The organism is Rhodococcus sp. NS-SX18, from assembly GCF_057367935.1.
On the sequence record NZ_CM170633.1, the window covers coordinates 2,596,822 to 2,623,062 of the forward strand.

Consider the following 26,241-nt stretch of genomic DNA (forward strand, 5'->3'; position numbering starts at 1 on the left):
ACGGGCCGGTCCACTACAGGCTGTAGTGGGGTGCCGGTCAGACGAACCGGAACAGTCTGCTCGCCAGGACACCGCCGACGGCCGCCCACGCGCCGAGGATCGCCACGGCCAGCCAGTCGACGCTGCCGCGTAGCGCCGCGTCGAGGGCGAGGGCGAGCGCCCCCGACGGGACCAGGCGCGCCAGGTGCACCACCGCATCGGGCAGACCGTCGCCGGCGAGGACGATGCTGCCGATCCCGAGCAGCACGAACCAGATGATGTTGGCCAGCGCCAGTACGATCTCGGCGCGCAGGGTGCCGCCGAGTAGCAGGCCGAGGGTGGCGAACGTCACGGTGCCCAGGGCGATGACGGCGGCGCCGAGCAGCAGCCCGACGGGTTCCGGGCGCCAGCCGAGGGCGAGACCGATGCCGCCCAGCAGAATCGACTGCAGCGCGACGACGAGGGCCACCGCACCGCTCTTGCCTGCGATGATGCCCCATTTCGGCAGGGCGGTGGCACCGAGTCTTTTCAATGCACCGTATCTGCGGTCGAATCCGACCGCGATGGCCTGGCCGGTGAACGCCGTCGACATCACCGCGACCATCATCACCGCCGGCAGCACACGCTCGACCCGGGCCTCACCCAGATCGCCGATCGGGAGCAAGGTGAGTCCGATCAGCAGGGTGATCGGGATGAACATCGTCAGCAGCAGCTGCTCGCCGTTACGCAGCAGGAGCACCAGCTCCATGCGGGTCTGCGCGGCGAGCATCGCCGCCGGGCCGTTCGGGCGGGGCGCGGGAGCGAAGGTGCCGGGCGTGAACCGGTTCGCCGCCAGGCGCTCGTGCGAGGTGCTCATCCGCGGATCTCCCGTCCGGTCAGGTCCAGGAACACGTCCTCGAGGCTGCGCTGGTCCACCCGGATCTCGCGGGCCAGCACGCCCTGGTCGGCGCACCACGCGGCCGCTGCCGCGACGACCTGCGGATCGATGGGGCCCTCCACGAGATACCGGCCGGGCCCGGCCTCGCGCACCCGGAAGGCCTCCGCCAACGCGGCACGCAGGGGAGTGAGATCCAGCCCCGAGGCGGCGGTGAGCGACAACTGGCCCTCCGCGCCGGTGCTGGCGACCTCGGCGGGGGTGCCGGCGGCCACGATTCGGCCGTGATCGATGATGACGACCTCGTCGGCGAGTTCCTCCGCCTCGTCCATCAGGTGCGTGGTGAGCAGCACCGCGACCCCGTCGCGCCGGAGGGCGTCGATCAGTTCCCAGACCAGCAACCGCGCCTGCGCGTCCAGACCGGCGGTCGGTTCGTCGAGGAAGACGAGTTCGGGCCGGCCGACGAGGGCGCAGGCCAGCGCGAGCCGCTGCTGCTGCCCGCCGGACAGTCGCCGGTAGGGGGTGCGCCGTGCCTCCTCGAGTCCGAGACTGCGCAGCAGCCAGGCCGGATCGAGGGGATCCGCGGAGTAGGCGGCCACCAGATCGAGCATCTCCCCGGCCTTGGACCCGGGGTAGGCGCCGCCGCCCTGCAACATGACCCCGATCCGCGGGCGCAGGGCCTCGGAGTCGGCGATCGGGTCGAGTCCGAGGACCCGCACGGTCCCGGAGTCGGGGGTGACGAAGCCCTCGCACATCTCCACGGTGGTGGTCTTGCCGGCACCGTTGGGGCCGAGCAGCGCGAGCACCTGGGCGCGGTCGACGGTCAGATCGAGCCCGTCGACCGCGGTGAGGTCGCCGAACCGCTTGACGACGCCCTCGAGGCGGACGGCAGGCGGCGCAGCGGCGTGGGATCTCGAGGTCACGAGGTTCCAGCGTAGGCGCCGGGCGAATCGGCGGGACGCGGTGGTGTGTCGTCCTCGTCGCGCCAGGGCAGCCGGTTGCGGGTGGCGAAGATCGCCAGTCCCACCACGACGACCGTCGCGATCGCTGCCTGCACGATGATGAACGGCTGGTACTCGCCGCCGTTGGGCATCAGGATCACGCTCACCAGCGACGAGAACGCCACGGTGGGGAGCCGGAAGATCGGGCGGGTGGCCCACGCGGCCAGCGGGATCACCGCCCACAGCAGGTACCAGGGCTGCACCACCGGGAACAGCAGCACGATCGCGCCGAGAGACACCCCGAGCGCGCCCACCGGGTGCAGCCGGCCGGTGAGCACCGCCAGCATCATCCGCACCGTCACCAGCGCCGCGATCAGCGCGGCGACGGGCCGGGTGAGCGACAGGATCGCGGTCGTGTGGTCACCGAGACCGAGCAGCACCCCGGCCAGGCCGGTGCCCAGGCCGAGCAGCGTCGGGATGGACATCCAGCTGCGCACCTCGGTTGCGGTGCCGAGGGTCTGCGTCCAGCCGAACCCGAGCCCACTGCCCCAGCTGACCGCGCCCACGACGACGACGGCGACCACGGCGAGCAGCGCGGCGGCGGCGACCACTGCGCGCAAGGTGCCGCCCCAGCGGTGCGCGAGCGCCATCCCGACGAAGCCGAGGGCGAGCAGCGAGGGCACCTTGACCATCGACGACAGCGCGATGACGGCGGAGCCCGCCAGCAGCCAGCCCAGCGCGCGGCCGCGCAGCGGCGCCGCCGGGTCGGCGGTGTAGATCCCGCGCAGCGCCAGTTCGAGACCGGCCAGCATGAGACCGAGCATCAGGGCCTCGTTGTGGATGCCGGCCACGAGGTGGAACAGCAGCAGGGGATTGGCCGCACCGAGCCACAGGGCGCTGACGGAGGCGACCCCGCAGCGGCGCGCGAGCCGCGGCAGCGCCCACACGATCAGCGCGACCCCGGCGAGCGCGGTCACGCGGTGCAGGAACACGCCGGCGACGATGTTCTCGCCCGTGAGGTCGGTGATCCGCTGTCCGAGCCACAGGATCGCCGGCCCGTACGGCGCGGGGGTGTCGCGCCAGATGTTGGGCACGGTGCGGGTCAGGACGTGGTCGACACCCAGGGCGCCGGCGGGGCCGATCCCGTAGGGGTCGAGACCGCGGGCGGCGATCTCGCTCTGCGCGAGATACGAGTAGACGTCCTTGCTGAACATCGGGGGTGCCACCGTCAACGGCAGGATCCACAGCAGCAGGGTGCGGTCGAGCTGGGACCGGCTCAGCCGTCGGGGTACCCCGTCCGGGTCGCGGCGGCCGACGGCGAAGCGGCCGAGCAGCAGCCAGGCCAGCACCACCAGCACGGTGCCCGTCATGGTCAGCGTCAGCGCGGCGCTGGGCATGCGGGCGGGCAGCCCGAGCACGCGCAAGCCCTGGACGGGGTTCTGCAGCACCGGTTGCGCCCCCGCGCCGAGCGCCCCCACCGCCATGAGCACGGTGCCCGTCGCGCCGAACAACCGGATGCGGTGCAGTTGGGTGGTCTCGGTGGCGTCGAGGCCGCGGCCCTCGAGTTCGTCGCCGTGCAGGATCGTGGCCACGGCGGGGCCGCCGCCGCGCCCGTCGAGTCCGAGGGCGCGCCGGCCGAGTCCCACGGCGCGGGCCCCGAGGTCCGCGGCACGGCGGCTCGGCGCCGGCCCGCTCGGGTCGGGTTCCACGGTGGACGGCACGCGAGCAGCGTAGCGGGCCGGAAACCGGGACCTCGCCGCCTGTAAGGTAGGGCACCCTTTGTAGACCGGCCGGAGTAATTCCGTCACACTGGTGTTGTGAAAACGACGTCCGATACCGGGGTGCACGGGGAACGCGCAGGTCATCCGCCTGCCGGGTTGCCGGTGGCCCAGGTTCCGGGCGCGCACGAGGGTCAGACCCGGGCGGCGGTGGTGCAGCTGCTGCTCGAGGAGGGACCGATCACGGCCACCGAGATCGGCGCCCGTCTCGGCCTGAGCGCGGCCGGGGTGCGTCGCCACCTCGACGCCCTCATCGACACCGGAGAGGCCCAGGCGGCTCCGGCCCCTCGACGGGAAGGTCGGGGACGGGGACGGCCGGCGCGCCGATTCCAGCTCACCGCGGTGGGCCGGGCGCGGCTGGGGCACTCCTACGACGACCTGGCCAGTGCCGCGATGCGGCACCTGCGCGAGGTCGGCGGCGAGGCGGCGGTCGAGGACTTCGCCCGGCGTCGCGTGCAGTCCCTGCTCGGCGGGGTCGCCCCGGTCGAGTCCGGCAGCGGCGCCGAGATCGAGGACACCGCCGAGGACATCGCGGCGGCGTTCACCGATGCGGGGTTCGCGGCCTCGACCCGGCGGGTCGGCACCGGCGTGCAGATCTGCCAGCACCACTGCCCGGTCTCGCACGTCGCCGAGCAGTTCCCCGAGCTCTGCGAGGCCGAGCTCGAGGCGTTCACCCGGATACTCGGCACCCACGTGCAGCGACTGGCGACCATCGCCAACGGCGACAGCTTCTGCACCACCCACGTGCCGGTGCCACCGTCGGACACCCGGAAGACCTGAGCGGAACCCGTCCACCCCGACAGAAGCACGACGTTGACCGCCGGCGATCAGCCCTCGCCGGTACCGAACAAGACTCCGGAAGGAGCTCACATGACCGTCACATCGGATCAGGCGTCGGCCGGCGCGCCGCTGACACAGGAGGAGACCATCGCGTCCCTCGGTCACTACGGCTACGGCTGGTCGGATCCCGACGCGGCCGGCGCCACGGCCCAGCGAGGGCTGTCCGAGGCGGTCGTGCGCGACATCTCCGCGAAGAAGAACGAGCCCGAGTGGATGCTCGACATCCGCCTCAAGGCGCTGCGCACCTTCGAGAAGAAGCCGATGCCGGTGTGGGGCTCGAACCTCGAGGGCATCGACTTCGACAACATCAAGTACTTCGTGCGCTCCACCGAGAAGCAGGCCACGAGCTGGGAAGAACTGCCCGAGGACATCAAGAACACCTACGACAAGCTCGGCATCCCCGAGGCCGAGAAGCAGCGCCTCGTCGCCGGTGTCGCCGCCCAGTACGAGTCCGAGGTCGTCTACCACCAGATCCGTGAGGACCTCGAGTCCCAGGGCGTGATCTTCCTCGACACCGACACCGGCCTGCGCGAGCACCCGGAGATCTTCCGCGAGTACTTCGGATCCGTCATCCCGGCCGGCGACAACAAGTTCTCGGCGCTGAACACCGCCGTGTGGTCGGGCGGCTCGTTCATCTACGTCCCGCCGGGTGTGCACGTCGACATCCCGCTGCAGGCCTACTTCCGGATCAACACCGAGAACATGGGCCAGTTCGAGCGGACCCTGATCATCGTCGACGAGGGCGCCTCCGTGCACTACGTCGAGGGTTGCACCGCCCCGATCTACAAGTCGGACTCGCTGCACTCGGCGGTGGTGGAGATCATCGTCAAGAAGGGCGGGCACTGCCGCTACACGACCATCCAGAACTGGTCGAACAACGTCTACAACCTCGTCACCAAGCGCACCAAGGTCGAGGCCGGTGGCTCGATGGAGTGGATCGACGGCAACATCGGGTCCAAGGTCACCATGAAGTACCCGGCCGTGTGGATGATGGGCGAGCACGCGCGCGGCGAGGTGCTCTCCGTGGCGTTCGCCGGCGAGGGTCAGCACCAGGACACCGGCGCGAAGATGCTGCACCTGGCGCCGCACACCTCCTCGACCATCGTGTCGAAGTCGGTGGCCCGCGGCGGCGGACGCGCCTCCTACCGCGGTCTGGTGCAGGTCAACAAGGGCGCGCACGGATCGAAGTCGACCGTCAAGTGCGATGCGCTGCTCGTCGATCAGATCTCCCGCTCGGACACCTACCCGTACGTCGACATCCGTGAGGACGACGTGACGATGGGGCACGAGGCGACCGTCTCCAAGGTCTCCGACGATCAGCTGTTCTACCTGATGAGCCGAGGCCTCACCGAGGACGAGGCCATGGCGATGGTGGTGCGCGGCTTCGTCGAGCCCATCGCCAAGGAACTGCCGATGGAGTACGCACTCGAGCTCAACCGCCTGATCGAACTGCAGATGGAAGGGGCAGTCGGCTAAATGACTGCGGAAGCGAAGAACACCCCCGCCACCGGTTCGCCGGTCGTCGCCACCGGGGTGCAGGGAGCCGCGCGCTCGGAGAAGGCCGGCGGGCCGGCTGTCAACAAGGGCGAGGTCTTCACGTCGTACGACGTGAATGCCTTCGAGATCCCCTCCGGCCGCGACGAGGCGTGGCGATTCACCCCGCTGCGCCGTCTGCGGGGCCTGCACGACGGCACCGCTGTCGCCGACGCCGACGCCACCGTCGAGGTCACCTCCGCGGACGGCGTGCAGGTCGAGACCGTCGGCCGCGACGACGCCCGCCTCGGCGAGGGCGGCGTGCCCGCCGACCGGGTCGCCGCTCAGGCCTACTCGGGCTTCACCACCGCCACCGTCGTCACGGTCGGCCGCGAGGTCGAGGTTCCCGAGCCCGTCACGATCACCGTCACCGGCCCCGGCGAGGGCAAGGTCGCGTTCGGGCACCTGCAACTGCGGCTCGAGCCGTTCGCGTCGGTCACCGTCGTCCTCGACCAGCGCGGGTCCGGCACCTACGCCGAGAACGTCGAGTTCGTCCTCGGCGACAGCTCGCGCCTGAACATCGTCGCCATCCAGGACTGGGCCGACGACGCGGTCCACGTCGCGGCCCACCACGCCCGCCTCGGCCGCGACGCCGTGCTGCGGCACTTCACCGTCGGCCTGGGCGGTGACCTCGTGCGCGTGTCCCCGACGGTCCGGTACGACGCGCCCGGCGGCGACGCCGAGATGCTCGGCCTGTACTTCGCCGACGCCGGCCAGCACCTCGAGCAGCGCCTGCTCGTGGACCATGCGCAGCCGCACTGCAAGTCCAACGTCGTGTACAAGGGGGCCCTGCAGGGCGATCCCGGCTCCGGCAAGCCGGACGCGCACACCGTGTGGATCGGGGACGTGCTCATCCGCGCCGAGGCCGAAGGCACCGACACCTTCGAACTCAACCGCAACCTGGTGCTCACCGACGGTGCCCGCGCCGACTCGGTGCCCAACCTCGAGATCGAGACCGGTGAGATCGTCGGTGCCGGCCACGCCAGCGCCACCGGCCGGTTCGACGACGAGCAGCTGTTCTATCTGCGTGCCCGCGGCATCTCCGAGGAGCAGGCCCGCCGGCTCGTGGTCCGCGGATTCTTCCACGAACTCGTCGAGAAGATCACCGTGCCCGCCGTCCGGGAGCGGCTCGAGGCCGCCATCGAGGCCGAACTCGCCGCCGTCGGCGCCTGACCCCCACCCGTTCTCCCCATATTCGCGAAGGAACCGTTACCGACATGTCCACCGAGCAGAACGTCCTCGAGATCAAGGACCTGCACGTCCGCGTCGCCCAGACCGACGACAACGCCGAGCCGATCAACATCCTCAAGGGCGTGAACCTCACCGTCCGGTCCGGGGAGACGCACGCCATCATGGGCCCCAACGGCTCGGGCAAGTCCACCCTGTCCTACGCCATCGCCGGCCACCCCAAGTACGAGGTCACCTCGGGATCGATCACCCTCAACGGTGAGGACGTCCTCGCGATGAGCGTGGACGAGCGGGCCCGCGCCGGCCTGTTCCTGGCCATGCAGTACCCCGTCGAGGTCCCGGGCGTGTCCATGTCGAACTTCCTGCGCACCGCCGCGACCGCGGTCCGCGGCGAGGCCCCGAAGCTGCGCCACTGGGTCAAGGAGGTCAAGTCGGCGATGACCGAACTCGACATCGACCCGGCGTTCGGTGACCGCTCCGTCAACGAGGGCTTCTCCGGCGGCGAGAAGAAGCGCCACGAGATCCTGCAGCTGGGCCTGCTCGCGCCGAAGATCGCCATCCTCGACGAGACCGACTCCGGCCTCGACGTCGACGCCCTGCGCGTGGTGTCCGAGGGCGTCAACCGCTACCAGGAACGCGAGCACGGCGGCGTGCTGCTGATCACCCACTACACCCGCATCCTGCGCTACATCAAGCCGCAGTTCGTGCACGTGTTCGTCGGTGGCCGTGTCGTCGAGTCCGGCGGCCCCGAGCTCGCCGAGGAACTGGAGACGAACGGTTACGTGCGCTTCACCCAGGCCGCCGCGGCCGCGGGTGCCGACAAGTAAGGAATGGTGAGCCGATGACGGTGCAGGTGCCCACGGTGGACGTCGCCCGGATCCGGGCCGACTTCCCGATCCTCGGGCGCACGGTGCGCGACGGGAAACCCCTGGTCTACCTCGACTCCGGGGCCACTTCGCAGCGCCCGACGCAGGTCCTCGACGCCGAACGCGCGTTCCTGACCACCTGCAACGCGGCCGTGCACCGGGGAGCGCACGAGCTGTCCGAGGAAGCCACCGACGCCTACGAGGGCGCCCGCGCCGTCATCGCCGACTTCGTCGGCGCGGACGCGGACGAGCTGGTGTTCACCAAGAACGCCACCGAGTCGCTCAACCTCGTCGCCTATGCCTTCGCCGACGCCCGGTTCCCCCGGCGGGTCGGTCCCGGCGACGAGATCGTCGTCACCGAACTCGAACACCACGCCAACCTGGTGCCGTGGCAGGAACTCGCCCGCCGCACCGGCGCAACGCTGCGCTGGTTCGGCGTGACCGACGACGGCCGCATCGATCCCGATTCCCTCGAACTCACCGACCGGGTCAAGGTCGTCGCCTTCACCCACCAGTCCAACGTCACCGGGGCCGTGGCCCCGGTCGAGGAGCTGGTGCGGCGCGCGAAGTCCGTCGGCGCGGTCGTCGTGCTCGACGCCTGCCAGTCGGTGCCGCACATGGGCGTGGACTTCCATGCGCTCGGGGTCGACTTCGCGGCCTTCTCGGGGCACAAGATGTTCGGCCCGTCCGGCGTCGGCGTCCTCTACGGCCGCCGCGAGCTGCTCGCCGACGTGCCACCGTTCATCACCGGTGGCTCGATGATCGAGACCGTCACCATGGAGGCCTCGACGTTCGCGCCGCCGCCGCAGCGCTTCGAGGCGGGCTCGCCGATGTCGTCGCAGGCCGTCGGACTCGGCGCCGCGGTGCGGTATCTGCAGCAGATCGGCATGGACGCCGTCGCCGCACACGAGCACGAGCTCACCGCGGCGGCCCTGGCCGAACTCGCCGGCATCGACGGCGTGCGGATCGTCGGCCCCACCACGGCCGAGCAGCGCGGCGGTGCCGTCTCGTTCGTCGTCGACGGCATCCACGCGCACGACCTCGGACAGATCCTCGACGACGAGGGCGTGGAGATCCGCGTCGGGCACCACTGCGCGTGGCCGCTGCACCGCCGCTTCGGGATCGCGGCGACCGCCCGGGCCTCCTTCGCCGTGTACAACACGCTCGACGAGGTGGCCGCGCTCGGTGCGGCGATCCGCCGCGCCCAGGACTTCTTCGGAGCACGCTGATGCGGATGGAACAGATGTACCAGGAGGTCATCCTGGACCACTACAAGCACCCGCACCACCGGGGCCTGCGCGAGCCCTACGGAGCGCAGGTGCACCACGTCAACCCCACGTGCGGCGACGAGGTGACGTTGCGGGTGCAGCTCGCCGACGACGGCACCGTCGAGGACATCTCCTACGACGGGCAGGGTTGCTCGATCAGTCAGGCGTCGACCTCGGTGCTCACCGACCAGGTGATCGGGCTCCCTCTCGACCGCGCCCTGGCCACCGTCGACGCGTTCGCGGAGATGGTCGGCAGCCGGGGAACCGTCGAGGGTGACGAGGACGTGCTCGGCGACGGCATCGCCTTCGCCGGGGTCTCGAAGTACCCGGCGCGCGTGAAGTGCGCGCTGCTGGGCTGGATGGCCTTCAAGGACGCCGTCGTGCAGATCACCGACGGCGCCGACAGCACTCACCGGACCGCACCCGTAGCCAGTGGAGGACAGAACTGATGACCGAACCCGTGACCCCGGCGGACAACACCGCCACCGCCGCCGCCCCGGACGCGTCCCCCGCCCTCGACCCCGAGCGGTACGACGAGCTCGAGGAGGCGATGCGCGACGTCGTCGACCCCGAACTCGGGATCAACGTCGTCGACCTGGGCCTGGTCTACGGCATCTCCGAGGACGACGAGGCCGTCACCATCGACATGACGCTCACCTCGGCGGCCTGCCCGCTCACCGATGTCATCGAGGACCAGTCCCGCAACGCCCTCGTCCGCAGCGGCCTGTGCGACGAGCTGCGCATCAACTGGGTGTGGATGCCGCCGTGGGGGCCGGACAAGATCACCGACGACGGTCGCGAGCAGCTGCGCGCGCTCGGCTTCACCGTCTGACCCGGCCGGTGACCCGGCACGTCCCCCAGGTGCCCCCGGACTCGGGAGCCGCCGGCTCCGTGGATCCGATCACCGCCCTCGAACACGAGTTCATGGCGCTGATGCGCCGCGGCCGGGACCAGCTGGGGGTGCGCGCCCGCGCCGTCCACCCCCACCTGGATCCGGCGTGCTACCCGCTGCTGGTGCTGCTCGGCCGCGCGGACGCGGTGGCGATGTCGGACTTGCTCCGTGATCTTGCGATCGAGAAGTCGACGTTGACGCGGCGCATCGACGCCGCCGTGCGGCTCGGGCTGGTCGAGCGGACGACGGACCCGCACGACGCACGCGCACGGCTCGTCGCGCTCACCGCCGACGGCCGGGACCGCTTGACCGCGCTGCAGCAGGAACAGACAGCGCGGTGGCGCCGTCGCCTGTCCACCTGGGATCCCGCCGACGTCGAGCAGCTCACGGCTCTGCTGCGCCGCCTCCGCGACGGGCTGGACTGAGGTCGTCCCCGCCCGACGCCCGACGCCCGACGCCTGAGGCCCCGGCCGGTGCCGGGGCCTCAGGCCCGCTTGCGGGCGGTGGACTTCTTCGCGGTGGACTTGGTTGCCGCCGTCTTCTTCGCGGTCGACTTGCCGCTGGACTTCGCGGCGGTCTTCTTCGCCGGTGTCTTCTTCGCAGCGCTCTTGCGGGCGGGTGCCTTCTTCGCCGCCGAACCCCGGGCGGGCGCAGCCTCGTCCGACTTCTTCTCTCCGGACGCGGCGTGCACGCTGCGCTGCAGCGCAGCCACCAGATCCAGCACCTCGGCGTCCTCGGCCGCGGGTTCGCCCGCCGGGATCACCGGCAGCACCTTCTCGCCGCCCCGGGCGATGATGTCGTCGATCAGCGACCGCAGCTCGACCTGGTACTCGTCGGTGAACTCGTCCGGACGGAAATCGTCGGCCATCGACTCGACGAGCATCTCCGCCATCGCCATTTCCTTCTGTTTCGGCGGCTCCGCGTCGTCGAGCACGGGGAACGACACCGAGCGCACCTCGTCCGGCCACAGCAGGGTCTGCAGCACGAGCACGCCGTCCCGGTTGCGCAGGGCCGCCAGCCGGGTCCGTTGGCGCAGCGTGAAGTGCACGAGCGCGGTGCGATCGGTCTGGGTGAGCGTCTCGGCGAGCAGCGTGTACGCCTTCGGCGACGCCGAGTCCGGCTCGAGGTAATAGGACTTCTCGAACAGGATCGGGTCGATCTGCTCGGACGGGACGAACTGCAGCACCGGGATCTCGTGCTTCTCCGCGACGGGCAGTTTGTCGAAGTCCTCGTCGGTGAGCACGACCCTTACGCCTTCGTCGGAGTCGTAGGCCTTGTCGATCTCGGCGTAGGGCACCGACTCGCCGCATTCGGTGCAGACCCGGTCGTACTTGATCCGGCCGCCGTCCTTCGCATGCACCTGGTGGAACCGGATGTCGTGGCTCTCCGTGGCGGAGTAGACCTTCACCGGGACGTTCACCAGTCCGAACGCGATGGCACCCTTCCAGATCGAACGCATGGTTCCATCATGATCGAGATCGGCGTCCGCCGCGCGGAACCGGGCGAACTCGTCACCACAGGGCACGCAGCATGGCCCCACGCAAGGCCGGCGAGCCCGTCGTGAACATCCGGGTCATCGCCGCCACCGTCCCCCCGACGTCGGTGCGACCGGACAGGTAGGAGCGCTGGCGCTCGGGCGGCAGCGTGAAGAACCCGGCGAAGAACGCCGGGGTCTGTTCCGGGTGCAGTTTCAGCAGCACCCGCAGGCCCGAGGCGCGCAGCTGCGCGACCGCCCGCGCCGACGGCGACCACAACGCCGCCGTGGCCTTGCGGCCTCCGGCGAGCGCGTGCGCCACGGGATCGGCCGCCGCCAGCGACGCCGCCACCGCATACCCGGTGCCCGGGTGCATCAGACCGCCGCGGGCACCGAACCGGGCCACCCCGCGCGCCGGCCCCGGCGGCGGCTGCACCCCGAACCGCACCCGCTCCACCGGCTCCGAGCCGCTCAGTTCCACCCCCCGCGCGGCGAGCCGGACCTCGAGGCGTCGCTGCAGCTCGGGCAGGGGGATCGCGGGCCGCCCCACCAGACACGTCTCCTCGAGCAACACCTGGTCCTGCCCGAGGGGCACCGCGTACAGAAACGACGGCGCATCCCCGGAGCCGGTGCGGTTGTCGCGCCGCCAGTCCATGAACCAGGCGGCGCGCCCCTGCAGCGCGGGTGCAGCGGTCGCGGTGTCGACGATCACGCCGAAGGCGGTCTGCTGGGCGCGGGAGCGGTGGGCAGGCACCCCGCGCGCGTCGATCACGGCCGGCGCGCGCAGTACCGCACCGTCCGCGAGGACGACATGGTCGGCGTCGACGACGTCCGCCCGGGCGGCGCAGACCCGCACGCAGTCCAGCGCCAGACTTCGTTGCAGTGCCGATGTGTCGAACACACCGTAAGGGCGCGGAATTCGGTGCGGGTGCGTGGTCCACGCCGCCGGTTCCGCGACCCGCGCCGCGAGTACCGACTCGGGCAGCCATCGTGGCAGCTCGTCGAGCCAGGCCGCGTAGGTCGCCGTCCACGGCCGGTCCGGTCGCGGGTCCACCGCGAGCACGTCGAGGCCGGCCGCGGCGACGCGGTGCGCCACCGCGCGCCCGGCGGGCCCGAGCCCGACGACGATCACCTCCGCGTCGATCACCTGCTACATCGCTCCCGTCGCCAGCAGTCCACCGTCCACCCGCACAGTCTCCCCGGTGATCCACCCGGCCGCATCCGAGACGAGGAACGCGACCAGTTCGGCGACGTCGGCCGGGGTGCCGAGCCGGCGCATGGGATACCGGGCGGCAGCGCTGTCCTCGCCGTCGGCGACGAGTGCGGCCGCGAACTTCGTCTTCACCACCCCGGGCGCCACCGCGTTGACGCGCACACCCGGCCCGAGCTGCCAGGCCAGCTCCTCGGTCAGCCGGATCAGCGCCGCCTTCGACGCCCCGTACGCGGCGATCACCCCGGTCGAACGCAGGCCCGCCACGCTCGCGATGTTGACCACGGACCCGCCGTGCTCACCCATCCACGCGCGGTACGCCTGCTGCACGAATCCCAGCGCGGCGACGACGTTGACGTCGAAGATCTTGCGGACGGCGTCGAGGTCTGCGTCCATCAACGCCCCGAACACGGGGTTGATGCCCGTGTTGTTGATCAGGATGTCGAGGGCGCCGAGTTCGGCGACGGTGCGGCGCACCGCCTCGGCCCGGGCCTCGGCGTCCCCGGCGTTGCCGGGCAGCTCGAGCACCCGTCCGCGGTGACCGAGGGCGCGCAACTCGCCGGCGGCCTCGGCGAGCGGTTCGGCCTTGCGGGCGGTGAGGGCCACGTTCGCGCCGCGGGCGAGCAGCGCCGCGGCGATCGCCTTGCCGATCCCACGGCTCGCGCCGGTCACCAGTGCCGTGCGGCCCGTCAGGTCCGAGCCGGCGGGCAGTTCGGGGGAAGTCGTCATGCCGGGAACGTAGCGCATCTCACGTCGGGTGTCGGCGGTCCGGACGGTAAAATGAATGGTTCGTGCGCCTGTCGCTGCGGCATCATCGACAGCCGATCCGAAACATCCCTGAGGAGTCCCACGCGTGATCACCGCCACCGATCTGGAAGTCCGCGCCGGCGTGCGGACGCTGCTCTCGGCGCCGGGACCGGCGCTGCGGGTGCAGCCGGGCGACCGGATCGGGTTGGTCGGACGCAACGGCGCCGGCAAGACCACCACCCTGCGCATCCTCGCGGGGGAGGGGGAACCGTACGCGGGTGCCGTCGTCCGCTCCGGTGACCTGGGGTACCTGCCGCAGGACCCGCGCGAGGGCAACCTCGACGTGCTCGCCAAGGACCGCGTGCTCTCCGCACGCGGCCTCGACGAGATCCTGCGTGCGATGGAGAAGCAGCAGGCCGTCATGGCCGAGGCCGTCGACGAGAACGTCCGCGACCGGGCGGTGCGCAAGTACGGGTCGCTCGAGGAACGCTTCTCGGCCCTCGGCGGGTACGAGGCCGAATCGGAGGCAGCCCGCATCTGCACCAGTCTCGGCCTGCCGGACCGGGTGCTGGGCCAGCCGTTGCGGACCCTGTCGGGCGGCCAGCGCCGCCGCGTCGAACTCGCCCGCATCCTCTTCGCCGCCTCCGACGGTTCCGGCAAGTCCGCCACCACCCTGCTGCTCGACGAGCCCACCAACCACCTCGACGCCGACTCGATCACCTGGCTGCGCGGATTCCTGCAGAACCACGACGGCGGACTGGTCGTCATCAGCCACGACGTGGACCTGCTCGCCGACGTCGTGAACAAGGTGTGGTTCCTCGACGCGGTGCGTGGTGAGGCCGACATCTACAACATGGGCTGGAAGAAGTACCTCGACGCGCGGGCCACCGACGAGGCGCGCCGTCGCCGCGAACGCGCCAACGCCGAGAAGAAGGCGTCCGCGTTGCGCCAGCAGGCGGCCAAGCTCGGCGCGAAGGCCACCAAGGCCGTCGCGGCGCAGAACATGGCCAAGCGCGCCGACAAGCTGCTCGCCGAACTCGACGAGGTGCGGGTGGCCGACAAGGTGGCCAAGATCCGGTTCCCGGAACCGGCGCCGTGCGGCAAGACCCCGCTCACCGCCGAGAGCCTGACGAAGGTGTACGGCTCGCTGGAGATCTTCACCGGCGTGGACCTGTCGATCGACCGGGGCAGCCGCGTCGTCGTGCTCGGCCTCAACGGTGCCGGCAAGACCACGCTGCTGCGCCTGCTCGCGGGGGTCGAGACCCCGGACGCGGGCGGGCTGGTGCCCGGACACGGCCTGAAGATCGGATACTTCGCACAGGAGCACGACACCCTCGACGACGATGCGACGGTGTGGGAGAACATCCGGCACGCGGCACCGGACGCGGGGGAGCAGGACCTGCGGGGGCTGCTCGGGGCGTTCATGTTCACCGGTCCCCAGCTCGACCAGCCCGCCGGGACGCTGTCCGGTGGTGAGAAGACCCGCCTGGCGCTGGCCGGGCTGGTGTCCTCCGCGGCGAACGTGTTGCTGCTCGACGAGCCGACCAACAACCTGGACCCGGTCTCGCGGGAACAGGTGCTCGACGCGCTGCGCAGCTACGCCGGTGCGGTCGTCCTCGTCACCCACGATCCCGGCGCCGCCGAAGCGCTCGATCCGGAGCGCGTGATCCTGCTCCCGGACGGTACCGAGGACCACTGGTCGCAGGAGTACCTGGAACTGATCCAGCTCGCCTGAGGTCGCGGGCTCCCCGTCCGGTGCCGAGCCGGACCCGGGGCGGCCGCCGCGGCCCGGACCTGCGCGATTCCTCCCGGCGCTCCGCGCCGTCCACTAGCCTGGGAGGCGGGGCCTTGCCGATCCGACGGGAGGATCCGATGGCACGCAAATCCGAGCACGCCGGGAGTGTACTGACCAAGGGCACACGGGTCACGGGGGAGTCGCGTGATCGTCTTCAGGCAGAACTGAAACGCCGCTACGAGGCCGGGGCGAGCATCCGGACGCTGGCGCAGGAAACGGGCCGGTCCTACGGGTTCGTGCACAACGTGCTCGTGGAGTCCCACGTCGCGCTGCGCGGCCGGGGCGGACCGAACCGGCGCAGCGCGGCCCGCGCCGCCACCTGACCGGGGTCAGCCGGCGGCGGTGCGTCGCACGGACTCCTCGACCAGGTCCAGCACCGCCGCCAGTTCGTCGTCGGCGGTGCCAGAGGCGAGCCGCGCGATCAGCCCGTCGAGAACCAGGTCCAGGTAGCTGAGCACGACCTCGGTCGGCACATCGTCGCGTAGCCGGCCCGCCTCGCGTTGCCGTTCGAGCCGGCCCACCGTCGCCTTGGTCAGCTCCGCGGAGTGCTGGGTCCAGGCTTTCGCGAAGTCCGGGTCGGTGCGCAGGCGCCGCGTGATCTCGAGCCGGGTGCCGAGCCAGTCGAACTGCTCGGGTGAGGCGAGCATGTCCCGCATCACCTGTACCAGGCCCTGCTCGGCGGCGACGTCGGCCATCCGCGCGGCGTCCTCCTGCGCCAGGGCCAGGAAGAGGCCGTCCTTGTCCTTGAAGTGGTGGAAGATCGCGCCGCGGGACAGTCCCGTGGCGTCCTCCAGGCGGCGCACCGTGGCGCCGTCGTAGCCGAACTCGGCGAAGCACCGGCGGGCGCCGGCGAGGATCTGTCTCCGGCGCGAGGCGAGGTGGTCCTCACTGACCTTGGGCACCGCGAACGTCCTTTCGGGGAGGAGACGGCGGGCCCGAGACGAAGTCGCCCCGAGCCCGCCGCCGGTGCACAGCGTGGTCCGCCCGCGGGTGCGGGCGGCCGATCCGGGTGGTGTCAGCCCCGGATCATGTTGCGCAGCACGTACTGCAGGATGCCGCCGTTGCGGTAGTAGTCCGCCTCGCCGGGGGTGTCGATGCGCACGACCGCGTCGAACTCGACCGTGCTGCCGTCCGCCTTGGTGGCGGTGACGTGCACCGTGCGCGGCGTCGTGCCCTGGTTGAGCTCCTCGATGCCCGCGATGTCGAACACCTCGGTGCCGTCGAGTCCGAGAGACTTCGCCGACTCACCCGCGGGGAACTGAAGCGGGATGACGCCCATGCCGATCAGGTTCGACCGGTGGATGCGCTCGAACGACTCGGTGATGACCGCCTTGACGCCGAGCAGGCGGGTGCCCTTGGCGGCCCAGTCGCGGGACGAACCGGAGCCGTACTCCTTGCCGCCCAGGACGACCAGCGGGATCCCGGCCTTCTGGTAGTTCTGCGAGGCGTCGTAGATGAACGCCTGCGGCGCGCCGTCCTGCGTGAAGTCGCGGGTGTAACCGCCCGAGACCCCGTCGAGCAGCTGGTTCTGCAGGCGGATGTTCGCGAACGTGCCGCGGATCATCACCTCGTGGTTGCCGCGCCGCGACCCGAGCGAGTTGTAGTCCTTGCGCTCGACCCCGTGGGAGTCGAGGTACTGCGCGGCGGGGGTGCCGGGCTTGATCGGTCCGGCCGGGCTGATGTGGTCGGTGGTGACCGAATCGCCGAGCAGGGCCAGCACGCGGGCGCCCTTGATGTCGGAGACCGGAGCCGGATCCATCGTCATGCCGTCGAAGTACGGAGCCTTGCGGACGTAGGTCGAGTTCTCGTCCCACGCGAAGGTGTCGCCCTCCGGCGTCTCCAGGTTCTGCCAGCGGTGATCGCCCTTGAAGACATCGGCGTACGACTTGCGGAACATGTCCTGGCTGATCGCCGACTTGATGGTGTCGTCGATCTCCTGGGCCGACGGCCAGATGTCCTTCAGGAAGACGTCGTTGCCGTCCTGGTCCTGTCCGAGCGGGTCGGTCTCGAAGTCGAAGTCCATCGTGCCCGCCAGGGCGTATGCGATGACGAGCGGCGGGGACGCGAGGTAGTTCATCTTCACGTCGGGGGAGATGCGCCCCTCGAAGTTGCGGTTACCGGAGAGCACCGCGGTCACCGACAGGTCGTTGTCGTTGACGGCCTTGGAGATCTCCTCCGGCAGCGGCCCGGTGTTACCGATGCACGTGGTGCAGCCGTAGCCACCGAGGTAGAACCCGAGCTTCTCGAGGTACGGCCACAGGCCGGCCTTCTCGTAGTAGTCGGAGACGACCTGAGAGCCGGGTGCCATGTTGGTCTTGACCCACGGCTTCGACGACAGGCCCTTCTCGACGGCGTTGCGGGCGAGCAGCGCGGCGCCGAGCATCACCGACGGGTTCGAGGTGTTGGTGCACGAGGTGATGCCCGCGACGACGACGGCGCCGTGGTCGAGCACGAACTCCCCGCGCTCCTCGGAGACGACCCGCACGGGCTTGGTGGGCCGGCCGTCCGCGCCGTTGGCGGCGGACTGGACGTCGACGGCACCGTCGTCGGCGAAGGACAGCGCGACCGGGTCGGACGCCGGGAAGGATTCCTCGACGGCCTCGTCGAGCTTGGTGTGCTCGGCGGGGTGCTGCTCCTCGACGTAGTTGTGGATGTCCTTGCGGAAGGCGATCTTCGACTCGCTGAGCAGGATGCGGTCCTGCGGGCGCTTGGGGCCGGCGATGGACGGGACCACGGTGCTCAGGTCCAGCTCGAGGTACTCGGAGTAGGAGGGCTCCTTCTCCGCGTCGTGCCACATGCCCTGCTCCTTGGCGTACGCCTCGACGAGCGCGAGCTGCTCGTCGCTGCGGCCGGTCAGGCGCAGGTAGTTGATGGTCTCGCCGTCGATCGGGAAGATCGCGGCGGTGGATCCGAACTCGGGGCTCATGTTGCCCAGGGTGGCGCGGTTGGCCAGCGGCACCTCGGCGACGCCCGCGCCGTAGAACTCGACGAACTTGCCGACCACGCCGTGCTTGCGGAGCATGTCGGTGACCGTGAGGACGACGTCGGTGGCGGTCACACCCGGCTGGATCTCGCCGGTCAGCTTGAAGCCGACCACGCGCGGGATGAGCATCGAGACCGGCTGGCCGAGCATCGCGGCCTCGGCCTCGATGCCGCCGACGCCCCAGCCGAGCACGCCGAGGCCGTTGACCATCGTGGTGTGCGAGTCGGTGCCGACGCAGGTGTCGGGGTAGGCCTGGCCGTTGCGCACCATCACGGTGGGGGCCAGGTACTCGATGTTGACCTGGTGCACGATGCCCATGCCCGGGGGGACGACCTTGAAGTCGTCGAAGGCGCCCTGGCCCCAGCGCAGGAACTGGTAGCGCTCGCCGTTGCGCTCGTACTCGAGGTCGACGTTGCGCTCGAGGGCGTCGGCCCGGCCGAAGACGTCGAGGATGACCGAGTGGTCGATGACCATGTCGGCGGGGGAGAGCGGATTGACCTTGTTCGGGTCGCCGCCGAGGGTGGTGACGGCCTCACGCATGGTGGCGAGGTCGACCACGCAGGGCACGCCGGTGAAGTCCTGCATGATCACACGGGCGGGAGTGAACTGGATCTCGACGCTCGGCTCGGCCGACGGATCCCAGTTCGCGAGGGCGCGGATGTGATCGGCGGTGATGTTCGCACCGTCTTCGGTGCGCAGCAGGTTCTCGGCGAGAACCTTCAATGCATAGGGCAGCTTTTCGGTGCCGGGTACGGCCGAGAGGCGGAAGATCTCGTACGAGTTCTCTCCGACCTCCAGCGTCCCCTTGGCGCCGAACGAATCAATACTGGTGCTCACGTCAGCTCCACTCGTCGATGAGGCTCGCCGCCGACGGGGCTGTGTCGACGGCCGAAGCGAGGCTCCGCAGCCGGGCCGGGCCGCAGAACAGGGCCGGACGGCGTCGGAGGCGTCTCGCGGCAAGTCTAACAGTACGCTTGTCCTGTGAAGCGATGGGACGGAACCGCCGATCCGGCGTCCGGCCGCCGCGATCGCCTCGTCGCGTAGGGTACGAACGGCGCCGCACGAGCGGTGGCCGTCGAGTACCACGGAGAGAGATGTCTGCGCCCCTGTCACGTGTCCTGACGCCGTCGGCCACCGACCTCCCGCCGGGCGTCTCGCTCGAGCAGGTCCTCGCCGACCTCGCCGACGACCAGGTCTCGGCACCTCCGGAGCGCGTCGGCGATCTCGTCGCCGTCGTCGACCGCGCGCAGCAGCACGGGATCGATCTGAGCATCGTCGTGCTCGACCGCGATCCCCGCCTCGATTCGCAGCTGCGCGACCTCGCCACGGACGTCGCCGGCGAGGACGGCGGCACCGTGCTCGTGCTCAGTCCCGGCTGGGTGGGCGCCCACAGCGACAGCATCGACCGGGTGCTCCTCGAGTCCGCGCAGGACCGCACCTACACCGGCGACCCGGTCGTCTCGGCGTCGAATTTCGTCGATGCTCTCACCGAGCCCGCGCCGCCCTGGACGCTGTTCACGGTGCTGCTGCTGCTCGCGGTCGCGGGCGCGGCCGGAGCGACCTACCTCGCCAAGGCCGTCCGTCGCCGTCGCGACACCGACACGACGACAGCGGCGGCGGCCGACCGGATCGAGCGCTGACGCGGCGGAGATTTTTCGTCTCGCGCTGTGGCCGTCGTCACAGCTCAGGCCGTTGACACAGGTCTCATTCCGCTTCCGTCTTCTGTGACTGGAGTTTCATCGGGGTGCGAAGTGTCGTACGGTGCACTTGGCGCTCTTGGGGAAGGGGTGTCACACATACCCGGTTCCGGGTCGCGGTGCGAACCGTGAGTCGACGCCGGGCCGTCGAGCGGTGCAACCGCGGCCTCGTCCGCGGTGGATCGCTGCTGCACCGACCCCTTTCCCGGTTGCGCTCGGGTGCGTCCCGCCGGCGCGACCGAGGGAGGGCGATGTGAGGCGTAGCGGAATACGGCAGGCGATGTCCCGGCAGTCGTCGCGGACGCCCCGAAGACGCCGCTTGTCCCGCACGGCGCGGCTGGTCCTCGGCATCGGCCTGGCCACCTCCCTGATCGCGGGCACGGCCGCGTCCGCCGGGGCGGTCCCACCCCCGCCGCCCAATCCGAGCGATGCCGATCTCGCGGCAGCCGGGGGTGCCGTCGCCGCCGGGCTGGACCAGGTGGGTGGGCTCATCCTCCGCATCGCCTCAGCCGACCAGCACCTCGCCGAACTCGAGAGCCAGGTTGCGACCAAGCGGGAGAACGTCAACCGCGCCCTGGTCGACCTGCAGTCCGCCCGCGACGCCGCCGACGCCGCCGCCCACGCGGTCACCCTGTCCCAGCAGGCGCTGAAGGACGCCGGCACCCGGATCCGGCAGGCCCAGCAGGATTTCGACGCCTTCGCGCGCGACAGCTACGTCCAGGGCACCAATGTCGCCTCGCTCGCCTCGTTCATCGGCTCCACCGGGCCCGACGACCTGCTCGACCGCGCCCAGATCATGCGCCTGCTCTCCGCGGGCCGTACCGCCGTCCTCGACGCGCTCGAACGGGCCCGCACCGAGCAGGCCAACCGGGACTCGCGAGCGCGCGCCAGCAAGCAGGAAGCGGACGCCGCGGCCGCGGCGGCGGAGGAACGCCGTGCCGCTGCCGAGGCCGCCATCAGCGAGGCGCGTACCGCGCTGGCCGCACAGACCGCAGAGAAGCAACGCATCGAACAGGACCGCGCACAGGCGCAGGCGGAACTCGACCGGGCCCGCGGCACCGTCACCGGACTCGAAGGTCAGCGCGCGCAGTACGCGGAGTGGGATCGGCAGCGGCAGGCCGAGGAGGCCGCGACGGCGGCGGCCGAGGCTGCCGCGCGGCAGGCGGCGGCCGATGCCGCCCGGCGCGTCGCCGCCGACGCCGACGCCAACGCCCGTGCTGCCGAATTGGCCAACGGGCAGCGGCCCCACACTCAGATCGACGGCTACGTGCGGCCCCAGCCCGCGGCCGCCGAATCCGGCGAGTCCGAGGTCGGATTCGAGTCGCCGCTGCCGCCGACCTCCGGCACGACCCGGCCGGGGCGCGCCACATCGGGGCAGGACGGAACGGACACCGACGGAACGGACACCGACGGATCGGGCACCGACGGATCGGGCACCGACGGATCCGGTACGGACGGATCCGGTACGGACGGATCCGGTACCGACGGATCGGGCACGGACGGATCGGGCACGGACGGCTCGGGCACCGACGGCTCGGGCGGCTCGACCGACGGCAGCGAGGACGCCGGCTCCGAGGACTCGACGATTCCCGACCGCGCCGACCCGGTGGAGGAGGAAGACACCACCACCACTCCGCCCACCCGCAGCCGGCCCCGGACCAGTCCCGAGCGGGGCTCGACCCTCACCGGCGCGGCCGCCGTCGAGACGGTGATCGATCGGGCGATGTCTCAGATCGGGGTGCCCTACGCGTGGGGCGGGGGCGACGAGAACGGCCCCACCCTCGGTATCCGCGACGGCGGCGTCGCGGACAGCTACGGCGACTACAACAAGGTCGGCTTCGACTGCTCCGGGCTGATGATCTACGCATTCGCCGGGATCGGGATCTCGCTTCCGCACTACACCGGCTACCAGTACACCGCCGGCGAGCAGGTGCCGTCGGCACAGATGCGCCGCGGCGACATGATCTTCTACGGCCCCAACGCCAGCCAGCACGTGGGCCTGTACCTGGGCGACGGGCAGATGATCGAAGCCCCGCAGTCGGGTTCGCACGTGAAGATCTCACCGGTACGCTGGGACGGCATGACCCCGTACGTGGTACGGATGGTCTCCTGACACGCTGTTCCGCCCGGCCGGAGGAGGACTCGTCCGACGCCGGTGCCCACGCGCACCGGCTCGGCGACGGCGCCGCCGTCCGCCACCTGGAATAGTGGTGTGGGTAGGTGACTTCCAGCAGCAACGAGGCGAAAGCGGTGGATTCTTGGTGACCTCACGCGAGGGTGGCACGTCGGGCACGGCAACGTCGGACGCGAAGACCGCCGTGACCGCCCCGGCCGGGGAGACGGGCCGCACGTCGGACCAGGCACACGATGTGCGTCTGCTCGAACAGGCCATCTACGAGGTCAAGCGGGTGATCGTCGGTCAGGACCGGCTCGTCGAGCGGATGCTCGTCGGCGTCCTCGCCCGCGGCCACGTGCTGCTCGAGGGTGTCCCCGGCGTGGCGAAGACCCTCGCGGTCGAGACGTTCGCGAAGGTCGTCGGCGGATCGTTCTCCCGGGTGCAGTTCACCCCCGACCTCGTGCCGACCGACCTCGTCGGCACCCGCATCTACCGGCAGGGCCGCGAAGCATTCGACACCGAACTCGGACCCGTCGTGGCGAACTTCGTGCTCGCCGACGAGATCAACCGTGCCCCGGCCAAGGTGCAGTCCGCCCTGCTCGAAGTGATGGCCGAACGGCACGTCACGATCGGCGGCCGGACCTTCCCCATGCCGGACCCGTTCCTGGTGATGGCCACCCAGAACCCGATCGAGAACGAGGGCGTGTACCCGCTGCCGGAGGCGCAGCGCGACCGTTTCCTGTTCAAGGTCCTCGTCGACTACCCCACGGTCGAGGAGGAGCGCGAGATCGTCTACCGCATGGGGGTGGCGGCACCCGAACCCAAGCAGATCCTCGACAGCGACGAGCTGATCCGCCTGCAGCAGGTCGCCAACCGCGTGTTCGTCCACCACGCCCTCGTCGACTACGTGGTGCGGGTCATCTTCGCCACCCGTTCTCCCGGCGAGATCGGCCTGACCGAGGTCGACGGCTGGATCGCCTACGGAGCGTCCCCGCGGGCGACTCTCGGCATCATCTCCGCCGCGCGTGCCCTGGCCCTGCTGCGCGGCCGCGACTACGTCGTGCCGCAGGACGTCGTCGACATCATCCCGGACGTGCTGCGGCACCGGCTGGTGCTGTCCTACGACGCCCTCGCCGACGACGTCTCGCCGGACCAGATCATCGCCCGCATCCTGCAGACCGTCGGCATGCCGCAGGTGGCCCCGCAGGCCGAACCACCCGCCCCGGCGCCGGTCGGGGTCGCGGCCGCGCCGGCGGCAGGGATGCCCGGGCCGGAGGCCGGTGCGGGGCAGCGGTGAGCCGACGCCCCCCGGTGACTCCGCCGACCTTCCGTTCCGGCGAGTTGCGTGACCCCGCCCTGACGGCGGCGCTGCGAACCCTCGAGCTGACGGTGCGGCGCCGCCTCGACGGGGTGCTGCACGGCGACCACCTCGGACTCATCCCGGGCCCCGGCTCCGAGCCCGGCGACGCCCGCGAGTACCAGCCCGGCGACGACGTGCGCCAGATGGACTGGTCCGTCACCGCTCGCACCACCCACCCGCACGTGCGGCAGACCGTCGCCGACCGCGAGCTCGAGACGTGGCTGGCGATCGATCTCTCGCCCAGTCTCGACTTCGGCACCGGGGTCTGCGAGAAGCGGGACCTCGCCGTGGCCGCCGCCGCCGCGGTCGGCTACCTCGCCGGCGGCGGCGGCAACCGGATCGGCGCGGTGGTCGGAACGGGGGCGCACACCCGCCGCGTGCCCGCCCGCGGCGGCCAGCTGCACACGCAGGCGATGCTCCGCTCGATCGCGACGACCCCGCACGCCCCCGACGGCACCCGCGGGGACCTGCGCGGCCTGATCGAGTCGCTGCGGCGCCCGCAGCGGCGCCGCGGCCTGGTCGTCGTCGTCAGCGACTTCCTCGGCCCCATCGACTGGGAACGGTCGCTGCGTGCCCTCTCCGGCCGGCACGACCTGCTCGCGGTGGAAGTCCTCGACCGTCGCGATCTCGAACTTCCCGACCTCGGCGACGTCGTGCTGCACGACCCCGAAACCGGGCGCACCCGCGAGTTCACCACCACCGAGCAGTTGCGCGCCGACTACGCGCGCGCCGCGACCGAACACCGCGACGCCGTCCGCCGGGCCGTCCGCAGCTGCGGCGCCCCTCTGTTGAGCCTGCGCACCGACCGCAACTGGATCGACGACGTCGTCCGGTTCGTCGCCGCGCGCCGCCACAGCTTCGGCGCGCCGGTGAAGGGGGCCCGGTGAGCATCTCCGACTTCACCGCGCCGTGGTGGCTGCTGTTCCTTCTCGTCGTCCTCGCCCTCGCCGCCGGCTACGTGGCGGTGCAACGCCGCCGCATGCGGCACACACTGCGGTTCACCAACTTCGAACTGCTCGAGAAGGTGGCGCCGCAGCGGCCCGGCCGCAGCCGGCACGTCCCGGTCGCGTTGCTCCTGGCCGGTCTCGCGTTGCTCACCGTCGCCGCGGCCGGGCCCACCGCCGAACAGCGGGTCCCGCGCAACCGCGCCACCGTCGTCCTGGTGATCGACGTGTCCCTGTCGATGCAGGCCACCGACGTCGAGCCGACCCGTCTGGCCGCCGCGCAGGCGGCCGCCAAGTCCTTCGCCGACGACCTCACGCCCGGCATCAATCTCGGCCTGGTGGCGTTCTCCGGCACCGCCTCGGTGCTCGTCTCGCCCACCACCAACCGGGCGGCCACCAAGACCGCGATCGACAACCTGCAGCTGAGCGAGCGCACCGCCACCGGGGAGGCGATCTTCACGGCCCTGCAGTCCGTCGACACCCTCGCCGCGGTGCTCGGCGGCGGCGACCAGGCACCCCCGGCCCGGATCGTGCTGCTCTCGGACGGCAAGCAGACCGTCCCGGAGAGCCCCGACGACCCGCGCGGCGGATTCACCGCCGCCCGGCAGGCCGCGGACAAGGACGTGCCCGTCTCGACGATCTCCTTCGGCACCGAGTACGGCACCGTCTCGATCGAGAACGAACGCATCCCGGTTCCGGTGGACGACCCGTCCCTCAAGGAGATCGCCAACCTCTCCGGGGGCACCTTCTTCACCGCATCGAACCTGCAGGAACTCGAGGACGCCTACAACACCCTCGAGGAACAGATCGGGTACGAGACCACCCGCGGTGACGCCAGCCGGCCCTGGCTGATCCTCGGCGTCCTCGCCGTCTCCGGTGGGGTCGGGGCCGCCCTGCTGCTGCGTCAACGCCTGCCCTGACCTGCGCGGCAGCCGGGCCGCCCGCCGCTCGGGGCGCCTTGTTACCGACCCGTACCGCCACCAGATAGGGTTTGACCCCATGACTGACGCAAGCAGCCCCGCCGGATCGCCGCGCCCCGCGGCCACGCCCCGCTCGGTTCTCGTCACCGGCGGCAACCGTGGCATCGGCCTCGCCGTCGCCCGCCGCCTGCAGGCGGACGGCCACAAGGTTGCCGTCACCCACCGCGGCTCCGGCGCCCCGGAGGGACTGTTCGGCGTCCGCTGCGACGTCACCGACAGCGACTCCGTCGACGCCGCGTTCAAGGCAGTCGAAGAGCATCAGGGACCGGTCGAGGTTCTGGTCGCGAACGCCGGCATCACCGACGACACGCTGCTGATGCGGATGACGGAGGACCAGTTCACGAAGGTCGTCGACGCCAACCTCACCGGTGCGTTCCGGTGCGCGAAGCGCGCCAACCGCGCGATGCTGCGGGGGCGCTGGGGCCGGATGATCTTCCTCGGCTCGGTCGTCGGTATGGCCGGCCAGGCGGGACAGATCAACTACGCGTCCTCGAAGGCCGGTGTCATCGGCCTGGCCCGCTCGGTGACCCGCGAACTCGGCTCGCGATCGATCACGGCGAATGTCGTCGCGCCGGGGTTCATCGAGACGGACATGACCGCCGAACTCTCCGACGACGTCCGGGACACCGCGAAGAAGTTCATCCCGCTGCAGCGTCTCGGCAAGCCCGAGGACGTCGCCGCCGTCGTCAGCTTCCTCGCCTCCGACGACTCCGCGTACGTCTCCGGCGCGGTCATCCCCGTCGACGGCGGCCTCGGCATGGGCCACTGACCCCGGC

The 26,241-nt window shown here is 71.1% G+C and carries 24 protein-coding genes; 16 read left to right on the top strand and 8 right to left on the bottom strand.

What is annotated here, in order from left to right:
- Nucleotides 1-37 precede the first annotated feature (37 nt).
- From AC2IPW_RS12165 to mptB, 3 genes are read right to left on the bottom strand one after another with little or no spacing between them, the layout of a single operon-like run.
- Nucleotides 38-835 (bottom strand): ABC transporter permease, encoded by a 798-nt coding sequence (locus tag AC2IPW_RS12165; protein ID WP_486376907.1) that lies wholly within the window; start codon nucleotides 833-835, stop codon nucleotides 38-40.
- Nucleotides 832-1,776, bottom strand: coding sequence for an ABC transporter ATP-binding protein (locus AC2IPW_RS12170; protein ID WP_486376908.1), 945 nt, complete (start codon nucleotides 1,774-1,776; stop codon nucleotides 832-834). Before AC2IPW_RS12170 ends, AC2IPW_RS12165 begins: the two co-directional genes overlap by 4 nt.
- Nucleotides 1,773-3,515: a polyprenol phosphomannose-dependent alpha 1,6 mannosyltransferase MptB gene (gene mptB / locus AC2IPW_RS12175; protein WP_486376909.1), complete on the bottom strand. Its 1,743-nt coding sequence runs from the start codon at nucleotides 3,513-3,515 to the stop codon at nucleotides 1,773-1,775. The genes AC2IPW_RS12170 and mptB overlap by 4 nt, the downstream gene beginning before the upstream one ends.
- Nucleotides 3,516-3,611: 96 nt before the next feature.
- Here mptB and AC2IPW_RS12180 point away from each other — a divergent pair, with 96 nt between their 5' ends.
- From AC2IPW_RS12180 to AC2IPW_RS12215, 8 genes are all read left to right on the top strand, one after another.
- Nucleotides 3,612-4,352 (top strand): helix-turn-helix transcriptional regulator, encoded by a 741-nt coding sequence (locus AC2IPW_RS12180; protein ID WP_371383229.1) that lies wholly within the window; start codon nucleotides 3,612-3,614, stop codon nucleotides 4,350-4,352.
- 90 nt (nucleotides 4,353-4,442) lie between these two features.
- Entirely contained in the window at nucleotides 4,443-5,888 is a 1,446-nt protein-coding gene (sufB, locus tag AC2IPW_RS12185) for a Fe-S cluster assembly protein SufB (RefSeq protein WP_003939489.1), read from the top strand.
- Nucleotides 5,889-7,118: a Fe-S cluster assembly protein SufD gene (gene sufD, locus AC2IPW_RS12190; RefSeq protein WP_003939490.1), complete on the top strand. Its 1,230-nt coding sequence runs from the start codon at nucleotides 5,889-5,891 to the stop codon at nucleotides 7,116-7,118. It abuts the gene before it with no gap.
- A 44-nt stretch (nucleotides 7,119-7,162) separates the two neighbouring features.
- Nucleotides 7,163-7,960, top strand: coding sequence for a Fe-S cluster assembly ATPase SufC (gene sufC / locus AC2IPW_RS12195; RefSeq protein ID WP_003939491.1), 798 nt, complete (start codon nucleotides 7,163-7,165; stop codon nucleotides 7,958-7,960).
- 14 nt (nucleotides 7,961-7,974) lie between these two features.
- On the top strand, nucleotides 7,975-9,228 hold the full coding sequence (locus AC2IPW_RS12200; RefSeq protein WP_054373466.1) for a cysteine desulfurase: 1,254 nt from the start codon (nucleotides 7,975-7,977) through the stop codon (nucleotides 9,226-9,228).
- A complete protein-coding gene (gene sufU / locus AC2IPW_RS12205) occupies nucleotides 9,228-9,716 on the top strand; it encodes a Fe-S cluster assembly sulfur transfer protein SufU (protein WP_486376910.1) in 489 nt (162 codons plus the stop codon). Before AC2IPW_RS12200 ends, sufU begins: the two co-directional genes overlap by 1 nt.
- Nucleotides 9,716-10,099 carry a metal-sulfur cluster assembly factor gene (locus tag AC2IPW_RS12210; protein WP_486376911.1) on the top strand — a complete coding sequence of 128 codons (384 nt, stop codon included), beginning with the start codon at nucleotides 9,716-9,718 and terminating at the stop codon, nucleotides 10,097-10,099. The genes sufU and AC2IPW_RS12210 overlap by 1 nt, the downstream gene beginning before the upstream one ends.
- Nucleotides 10,100-10,107: 8 nt before the next feature.
- The gene (locus AC2IPW_RS12215) at nucleotides 10,108-10,584 is read left to right on the top strand and encodes a MarR family winged helix-turn-helix transcriptional regulator (protein ID WP_486376912.1); all 477 of its coding nucleotides are present in this window, start codon (nucleotides 10,108-10,110) and stop codon (nucleotides 10,582-10,584) included.
- A 59-nt stretch (nucleotides 10,585-10,643) separates the two neighbouring features.
- On the opposite strand, the gene ku is transcribed toward AC2IPW_RS12215, so the two are convergent.
- From ku to AC2IPW_RS12230, 3 genes are read right to left on the bottom strand one after another with little or no spacing between them, the layout of a single operon-like run.
- Nucleotides 10,644-11,618, bottom strand: a complete 975-nt coding sequence (gene ku, locus AC2IPW_RS12220) for a non-homologous end joining protein Ku (RefSeq protein WP_486376913.1) — start codon at nucleotides 11,616-11,618, stop codon at nucleotides 10,644-10,646.
- A 52-nt stretch (nucleotides 11,619-11,670) separates the two neighbouring features.
- On the bottom strand, nucleotides 11,671-12,780 hold the full coding sequence (locus AC2IPW_RS12225) for a lycopene cyclase family protein (protein WP_486376914.1): 1,110 nt from the start codon (nucleotides 12,778-12,780) through the stop codon (nucleotides 11,671-11,673).
- Between the two features lie 3 nt (nucleotides 12,781-12,783).
- Nucleotides 12,784-13,590: an SDR family oxidoreductase gene (locus tag AC2IPW_RS12230; protein WP_486376915.1), complete on the bottom strand. Its 807-nt coding sequence runs from the start codon at nucleotides 13,588-13,590 to the stop codon at nucleotides 12,784-12,786.
- Between the two features lie 106 nt (nucleotides 13,591-13,696).
- Between AC2IPW_RS12230 and AC2IPW_RS12235 the strand changes: the two genes are divergently transcribed.
- Nucleotides 13,697-15,325, top strand: a complete 1,629-nt coding sequence (locus tag AC2IPW_RS12235; protein ID WP_003939499.1) for an ABC-F family ATP-binding cassette domain-containing protein — start codon at nucleotides 13,697-13,699, stop codon at nucleotides 15,323-15,325.
- Between the two features lie 137 nt (nucleotides 15,326-15,462).
- Nucleotides 15,463-15,708, top strand: a complete 246-nt coding sequence (locus tag AC2IPW_RS12240) for a helix-turn-helix domain-containing protein (RefSeq protein WP_003939500.1) — start codon at nucleotides 15,463-15,465, stop codon at nucleotides 15,706-15,708.
- A 6-nt stretch (nucleotides 15,709-15,714) separates the two neighbouring features.
- Here the strand turns inward: AC2IPW_RS12240 and AC2IPW_RS12245 are convergent, their stop codons facing one another.
- Together AC2IPW_RS12245 and acnA are read right to left on the bottom strand one after the other, a co-directional pair.
- On the bottom strand, nucleotides 15,715-16,287 hold the full coding sequence (locus tag AC2IPW_RS12245) for a TetR/AcrR family transcriptional regulator (RefSeq protein ID WP_416063547.1): 573 nt from the start codon (nucleotides 16,285-16,287) through the stop codon (nucleotides 15,715-15,717).
- A gap of 113 nt (nucleotides 16,288-16,400) precedes the next feature.
- A complete protein-coding gene (gene acnA / locus AC2IPW_RS12250; RefSeq protein ID WP_054374954.1) occupies nucleotides 16,401-19,205 on the bottom strand; it encodes an aconitate hydratase AcnA in 2,805 nt (934 codons plus the stop codon).
- A 257-nt stretch (nucleotides 19,206-19,462) separates the two neighbouring features.
- Here acnA and AC2IPW_RS12255 point away from each other — a divergent pair, with 257 nt between their 5' ends.
- The 6 genes from AC2IPW_RS12255 to fabG1 all read left to right on the top strand — a co-directional run bounded on the left by AC2IPW_RS12255 (nucleotide 19,463) and on the right by fabG1 (nucleotide 26,234).
- Nucleotides 19,463-20,008, top strand: a complete 546-nt coding sequence (locus AC2IPW_RS12255) for an Rv1476 family membrane protein (protein WP_486376916.1) — start codon at nucleotides 19,463-19,465, stop codon at nucleotides 20,006-20,008.
- Between the two features lie 337 nt (nucleotides 20,009-20,345).
- On the top strand, nucleotides 20,346-22,178 hold the full coding sequence (locus AC2IPW_RS12260; protein ID WP_486376917.1) for an NlpC/P60 family protein: 1,833 nt from the start codon (nucleotides 20,346-20,348) through the stop codon (nucleotides 22,176-22,178).
- Between the two features lie 205 nt (nucleotides 22,179-22,383).
- Nucleotides 22,384-23,478 (top strand): AAA family ATPase, encoded by a 1,095-nt coding sequence (locus AC2IPW_RS12265; protein ID WP_486376995.1) that lies wholly within the window; start codon nucleotides 22,384-22,386, stop codon nucleotides 23,476-23,478.
- On the top strand, nucleotides 23,475-24,428 hold the full coding sequence (locus tag AC2IPW_RS12270) for a DUF58 domain-containing protein (protein ID WP_040784545.1): 954 nt from the start codon (nucleotides 23,475-23,477) through the stop codon (nucleotides 24,426-24,428). Before AC2IPW_RS12265 ends, AC2IPW_RS12270 begins: the two co-directional genes overlap by 4 nt.
- Complete coding sequence (locus AC2IPW_RS12275; protein ID WP_416063552.1) at nucleotides 24,425-25,405, top strand: VWA domain-containing protein; 981 nt, start codon at nucleotides 24,425-24,427, stop codon at nucleotides 25,403-25,405. Before AC2IPW_RS12270 ends, AC2IPW_RS12275 begins: the two co-directional genes overlap by 4 nt.
- Nucleotides 25,406-25,484: 79 nt before the next feature.
- Nucleotides 25,485-26,234, top strand: coding sequence for a 3-oxoacyl-ACP reductase FabG1 (gene fabG1 / locus AC2IPW_RS12280; protein ID WP_003939508.1), 750 nt, complete (start codon nucleotides 25,485-25,487; stop codon nucleotides 26,232-26,234).
- Nucleotides 26,235-26,241 lie beyond the last annotated feature (7 nt).